The organism is Microbacterium sp. ISL-103, assembly GCF_018613995.1.
GTDB lineage: Bacteria > Actinomycetota > Actinomycetes > Actinomycetales > Microbacteriaceae > Microbacterium.
Genome location: NZ_JAGGPD010000551.1, coordinates 1 through 3,232, shown reverse-complemented (window position 1 = coordinate 3,232; position 3,232 = coordinate 1). Strand labels below are relative to the sequence as shown.

The 3,232-nt window shown below is 67.8% G+C and carries 3 protein-coding genes and 1 pseudogene; 2 read left to right on the top strand and 2 right to left on the bottom strand.

All coding sequences use genetic code 11. From position 1 onward, the window contains the following. A pseudogene (locus J7E68_RS17520) lies at positions 1-545 on the bottom strand (histidine kinase); the annotation flags it as partial. Positions 546-690: 145 nt separating this feature from the next. Between J7E68_RS17520 and J7E68_RS17515 the strand changes: the two are divergent. Next, positions 691-2,235, top strand: coding sequence for a CitMHS family transporter (locus J7E68_RS17515; protein ID WP_215174755.1), 1,545 nt, complete (start codon positions 691-693; stop codon positions 2,233-2,235). Between the two features lie 48 nt (positions 2,236-2,283). Continuing rightward, positions 2,284-2,685: a phage holin family protein gene (locus J7E68_RS17510; protein ID WP_215174753.1), complete on the top strand. Its 402-nt coding sequence runs from the start codon at positions 2,284-2,286 to the stop codon at positions 2,683-2,685. Positions 2,686-2,728: 43 nt separating this feature from the next. Here the strand turns inward: J7E68_RS17510 and epsC are convergent. Continuing rightward, positions 2,729-3,232: serine O-acetyltransferase EpsC (gene epsC, locus J7E68_RS17505; RefSeq protein WP_215174751.1), on the bottom strand; the 504-nt coding region annotated here is incomplete at its 5' end.

Sequence of the window (3,232 nt, the reverse complement as noted above, 5' to 3'; positions counted from 1 at the left end):
AGCGGGGGCAGATCGTCGAAGACGCCCGTCCGCTCGAAGCCCACGCTCACCTCGCCCACCGGCACGCCGTCGCTGTCGAGCACGGGGACCTTGGCGCGCGCGGATTCGCCGAGCGTGCCGGTCTGCCAGTCGACGACCTCGTTCCCGGCGAGCACCTCCTCGAACGGGGTGCTGACCACTTCGCCGATACGTGAGCGGGTGGGATGAGCGAGGCGGATGCCGTCTTCGTCGGTGATGACGACGAAGAGCGCATCGGTCCTGCTCGAGACGCCCATCGCGATGCGCTGGAGATCGCCGTTCCGCAGTGCCGCGGCATCCGGTGTGTCGTCGGCGGACGAGATGCGCGCGACCTCCGCCCGCACCTGGGGATCCTCGGCGAGCGTCCGCGCGATGCCGAGAGCGGTGGACTGCGCCTCGGCGCGCAGCTGCTGCACGGCGAGCAGCAGATAGACGCCGGTGCACAGCACCACGACGAGCGCGACGGTCGCGAGGTGCAGCAGCAGCGCACGCGTCGCGAACCGCGGTCTGGTCGTCGTCTTCGACACTGTGCTCCCTTCGCGCAATATGCGCAGAACTCACGGTACGCGCACAACGTCCGGGAATGCGGCATACCGCACCCGTAGGCCTCGGATTGCCTACTCTCGTCAGGATCCGTCGCAGTCGACGGAGCCACGACGAAGGAGTCACCGCATGCCCGACGTACTCACCGGCCTGTCCGCGGCCGCAGAAGAGGCACCCACGTACGACGTGGCTTTCGTGCCGCCGGAGTGGGTTCTCGTCCTTCTCGGATTCACCATGGTGCTGGCATTCATGACGCTCATCATGACCAAGAGGCTGACGCCCATGGTCGCGCTGATCCTCGTGCCGACGGTCTTCGGCCTGTTCGCCGGAGCGGGACTCGGCATGGGCGACATGATCCTCGATTCGATCGCCACGATGGCTCCGACGGCCGCGCTGCTGATGTTCGCGATCATGTTCTTCGGGATCATGATCGACGTCGGTCTGTTCGATCCGCTGATCCGGGTGATCACCCGGGTTCTCGGCGACGACCCCGCGAAGGTCGTGCTGGGCACCGCGATCCTCGCGGGTGCGGTCTCTCTCGACGGAGACGGCTCGACGACATTCATCATCACGACATCGGCCATGCTCCCCATCTACCTGCGTCTCGGCATGAGCCCGGTGGTGCTCACCTGCGTCGCGGGTCTGATGAACGGCACGCTGAACATCGTCCCCTGGGGCGGACCCACGGTGCGTGCCGCGACAGCGCTGGGTCTGCAGCCGACCGACATCTTCGTCCCGATGCTGCCCGCGCTGGGCGTCGGCATCATCGTGACGCTCGGCTTCGCCTGGATGCTCGGGCTGGGGGAGCGCCGCCGACTCGGGCGTCTCGACTCCGAGGGGCTGCTCACGAGCTCCGACGGCGGGGCGCTGTCGACGGTGCCGAAGATCTTCCGCGGCGCGGGTCCCAAGCCCGGCGCCCGTGCGGCGCTGCGCACCGGCAACATCGTCGTCGTCGCGGGTGGCAAGGGCCCGGTCGCCGCCGCGAGCGTCGACCCGGCAGACACCGCGATGGCCGACACCATGCTCGACCCTGCGCGGCCGACGCTGCGGCCCACGCTGATCTGGTTCAACCTGGCGCTCACGCTCACCGTGATGGTCCTCCTCGTTCTCGACATCATGCCGCTCCCGTACGTCTTCATGGTCGGCGCCGCCGTGGCGCTGCTGGTCAACTTCCGGGGCATCAAGGAGCAGGCATCCGAGATCGTCGCCCACGCGCCCAGCATCGTCGGGGTCGTGTCGATGGTGATCGCGGCAGGGGTCCTGGTCGGAGTCCTGACCGGCACCGGAATGGTCGATGCGATGGCGACCTGGCTCACCGACGTGCTTCCGCCGGCGCTCGGGCCCTTCCTCGCGCCCATAACCGGCGTGCTCTCGATCCCGTTCACGTTCTTCATGTCGAACGACGCGTTCTACTTCGGCATCCTCCCGGTGCTCGCCCAGAGCGCAGCGACCTTCGGCATCGATCCTGTCGAGATGGCGCGGGCGTCGATCATCGGTCAGCCGGTGCATCTGCAGAGCCCGTTGGTGCCGGCCATCCTGCTGCTGGTCTCGCTCGCGGGCGTAAATCTCGGTGATCACCATCGGAAGGTGCTGTGGCGCGCGACCATCGTCTCTCTGGTCATGCTCGCCGTCGGCATCCTGTCAGGGGCGATCCCGTTCTTCGTGGCGCAGTGATCTCGGGTCTCATCGCGCGTCGTCCCGCACCGGCGGTATGCTCAGCGCGTGATCACCTTCCTGTTCCGCGCGCTGATGTACGTCGTCTCCGCCGGCCTCGGCCTCATCGTCGCCGATCTGGTGCTCGACGGATTCCAGATCCAGTGGGACAAGTGGTGGGGGTTCGTGCTCTGCATCCTGATCTTCGCGGTTCTGCAGAGCGTTCTCGCTCCGTGGGTGAGCAAGATCGCCGACCGCTATGCACCGGTCCTCATGGGCGGCATCGGGATCTTCTCCACTCTGATCGCCCTGGTCATCGTCGTGCTGCTGCCGATCGGCGGCCTGCGCATCGTCGACCTCGCCGGCTGGCTGCTGGGTGCGGTGATCGTCTGGCTGATCACGGCACTCGGGAGCGTCCTGCTGCCGCTGATCTTCCTGCGCAAGAAGGTCGAGAAGGTCCGCTCCCGCTGAGCTGAGCTGAGCTGGGGCCCGGTTCGAGCCGCAGACCGTCGGCTCAGATGGAGTAATCCGGTGCGGTGAGCATCGCCCGGGTGTCTTCGCCCATGACCCGCGCGCGAGGCTTCGCCGGCACACCCACGAGGATGCTGTCGGCCGGCGCATCTCGGGTCACGACGGCGTTCGCACCCACCACCGATCCTTCACCGATCGTGATCGGCCCGAGGATCTTCGCGCCTGCCCCGACGGCGACGCCGTCTCGGAGCGTGGGATGCCTCTTTCCGGCGTCGCGCGTGCGGCCGCCGAGCGTGACACCGTGGTAGAGCATCACGTCGTCACCGATCTCGGCGGTCTCTCCGACGACCACTCCCATGCCGTGGTCGATGAAGAATCGTCGTCCGATCCGGGCGCCGGGATGGATCTCGACGCCGGTGAGCCAGCGCGAGATCTGCGACGTCGCTCGCGCCAGCGGCCGCAGATCGCGACGCCACAGCGCATGCGAGACGCGGTGGGCCCAGATCGCGTGCAGGCCGGGGTAGAGCAGTGCCACCTCGGCCGCGCT